General features: G+C 61.8%; 1 protein-coding gene, 1 pseudogene and 1 riboswitch. The gene and the pseudogene both read right to left on the reverse strand.

The genetic code is table 11. From position 1 onward, the window contains the following. Positions 1–151 (reverse strand): annotated as a pseudogene (locus AC1DT3_RS15925) (ribonucleotide-diphosphate reductase subunit beta); the annotation flags it as partial. Between the two features lie 23 nt (positions 152–174). Next, complete coding sequence (locus AC1DT3_RS15930) at positions 175–3,063, reverse strand: ribonucleoside-diphosphate reductase subunit alpha (protein WP_477466220.1); 2,889 nt, start codon at positions 3,061–3,063, stop codon at positions 175–177. A 101-nt stretch (positions 3,064–3,164) separates the two neighbouring features. Further along, a riboswitch (cobalamin riboswitch) is annotated at positions 3,165–3,299 on the reverse strand. This riboswitch is flagged as partial in the annotation.

Here is a 3,299-nt window from a genome sequence, read left to right on the forward strand (position 1 = left end):
GAAGTTGGTTCACGTCAGCGCGCGCGTTGATCATGCGTTTCTCGTCGACCGTTACCCTGCCGCCGCCGCGATCGATTTCGCCGAGCCCAGTTGTGTCGGTTCGCGACTTATTGTCGGCGAGCGGCGATTTGGGTTCTGTCCAGTCGAGCATATTGGAAACTCCTTGTTGTCTGCTCACTGGCAGGCTTCGCAAGTGGGGTCGTCGATGGAGCAAGCATTGCCCCACGTCGCCGGAAGCGGGTCGGAGACACTGGTGATCGTGGCCGATACGGCGTTGAGCTTGCCATCTGTGCCTTTCAACGTGGATTTCTCCACGTGGCTCGCGCTTCGCGAGCGCAGGTAGTAGGTCGTCTTGAGACCGCGCTCCCAAGCGAGGCGATAGAGGCTATCGAGCTTTTTCCCCGACGGCCGATCAATGTAGAGATTGAGCGACTGGGCCTGGTCGATCMATTTTTGACGCCGTGCCGCCGCCTCGATCAGCCACGACGAATCGATCTCGAAGGCCGTGGCGTAGAGCGCTTTCAGGTCGTCCGGAATTCTGTCGATCTGGCCAACGCTACCGTCGAAGTATTTCAGATCCGCGACCATGACGTCGTCCCACAGACCGCGTTGCTTCAGGTCGTGGACGAGCGATGCGTTGACCACCGTAAAGTCGCCCGACATGTTCGATTTGACGAAAAGGTTCTGATAAGCCGGCTCGATCGATTGCGAGACGCCGCATATGTTGGAGATCGTGGCCGTCGGGGCGATCGTCATGCAGTTCGAATTGCGCATCCCATCCTTCACGACGCGTTCGYGCAACGCCTGCCAGTCGAGCGTCGTCGTGCGGTCGGCCGCCAACTCACCGCGCGCTTGCGCCAGAAGCGCGATGGAGTCGATCGGCAGCACCCCTTTCGACCACAGGGAGCCGTCGAAGCTCGGATACCGGCCGCGCTCCGCCGCGAGTTCTACAGACGCCGAAATGGCGTGGAAGGAAATCGCCTCCATCGCCTCGTCRGCAAATCGCACGGCCAGGTCTGAAGCGTAAGACAACCGGAGCGTATGCAATGCGTCCTGGAATCCCATCAGACCGAGACCGACCGGCCGATGACGCATGTTGGACCGGCGCGCTTCGGGAATGGTGTAGAAATTGATGTCGATCACGTTGTCGAGCATTCGCATCGCGGTCCTGACCGTGCGAGCCRGACGCTCGGTGTCGAGGCCGGTGGCGGTCACATGTCGCGCCAGATTGACCGAACCGAGATTGCAGACGGCCACCTCGTCATCGGAGGTGTTGAGCGTGATCTCGGTACACAGGTTCGACGAGTGGACGACGCCTACATGGCCTTGCGGCGAACGAATGTTGCATGGATCCTTGAAGGTGATCCAGGGATGCCCGGTTTCGAAGAGGCGCGTGAGCATCCGGCGCCAAAGGTCGACGGCGGGCATCTGCTTGAACACCCTGATCTCACCGCGTGCCGCTTTCGCCTCATAGGCTTCGTAAGCGGCCTTGAAGCGAGGGCCATAGAGATCGTGGAGATCGGGCGTCTCATGCGGCGAGAACAGTGTCCATGTTTCGCCCGCCTGCACTCTCTGCATGAAGAGATCCGGCACCCAGTTCGCCGTGTTCATGTCGTGSGTGCGRCGGCGGTCGTCGCCGGTGTTCTTGCGMAGWTCSAGRAACTCTTCGATGTCCASGTGCCAGGTYTCSAGRTAGGCGCASACGGCRCCYTTGCGCTTGCCGCCCTGGTTGACSGCGAYSGCSGTGTCGTTGRCGACYTTCAGGAAAGGTACGACACCCTGGCTCTCGCCGTTCGTTCCCTTGATATGAGCGCCGAGGCCGCGCACGCGTGTCCAGTCGTTGCCGAGCCCGCCCGAGTACTTCGCGAGGAGGGCGTTGTCCTTGATCGATTTGAAAATGCCGTCCAAATCGTCCGGCACCGACGTAAGGAAGCACGACGAGAGCTGCGGACGCGTGGTGCCTGCATTGAAGAGCGTCGGCGTCGACGCCATGAAATCGAAAGAGGAGAGCAGATCGTAGAAGGCGATCGCCTTGTCCTCACGGTCGATTTCACGAAGAGACAGGCCCATCGCCACGCGCATGAAAAACGCCTGCGGAAGCTCGAACCGCGTGCCGGAGACGTGCAGGAAGTAGCGATCATAGAGGGTCTGAAGACCGAGATAGTCGAATTGCAGATCGCGTTCCGGCTTCAGGACGGCAGCGAGGCGAGCGAGATCGAAGCGCGCAAGTTCCGGGTCGAGGAGCTCTGCGGCGACACCGGCCTTCACGTAGCCGGTAAAGTATTCCGCATAGCTGGCGGACATCTCGGCTTGCGTGGCTTGGGTCGGCAAACCCGTGATGAACGTCAGCGCCTCGCGACGAAGCTTGTCGAGCAGGAGCCTTGCGCTGACCTTGGCATAGTTCGGTTCGGTCTCCACGAGCGCCCGCGCAGTGAGAATCGGCGCGATCGCAAGCTCGTCCTGGCTGATTCCGTCGTAAAGATTTCGATGCGCCTCGATCAGCACCGTCTCTGCCGAGACGCCCTCCAATCCGCTACACGCCTCGTTCACGACGGTCGACAATCGGGCGGAATCGAGCGGCACCAGAGAGCCGTCCGTCGCCTTCATGCGAAGAGGCGGCGTGGGGCGGTCGTGCGGTTGCGTCGCGGTGCCGGTCCGTGCGCTTTCCTTCGCGCGCTCCCTGGCGCGCTCTTCACGGTAGAGAACGTATGCGCGGGCGACCTTGTGGTGTTCACCGCGCATGAGCGCGAGCTCCACCTGGTCCTGAACTTCTTCGATGTGGAATGTTCTTCCCGTGTCCACGCGGCGCGTCAGCGAAGCGACGATCTGCTCCGTCAGGCTGGCGACGATGTCGTGAACACGGCGAGAGGCCGCCGCGCTGCCACCCTCGACCGCCAAGAAGGCTCTCGTCAGTGCCAAAGTGATCTTGCCGGCATCGAAGGGCGTGACGGCGCCGTTGCGGCGAATGACTTGGTAGGATGCGGCAGAAGGCGTCGCGCGGGTGGACGGAAAACCCGCCGGAACCACGTTCGAAGCCTGTTCGATTTCAAGAGTGTGGGACATTCGGCAAACCCCAAAATGTTGGGGGCTTGGGCCGAGGAACGCGTTCCGCGCGCGCTTCCTGCGCGTCGGCAATGCGATCATCGGGGCACCCCGCCCGAGGACTAGATCGTTCGTCCTGGGCAGGTCTCCTGGCTCGCGGGTCGTCGCCTCTTGCCCGTCTTCCCGGTGACAGAGATCACCAGTGACGCTGAATGGCAGTCGGCTCGTCGCTTACAGTTGCGGGGGCAGCTCCGGCA

Source organism: Microvirga sp. P4_G7, from assembly GCF_056401005.1.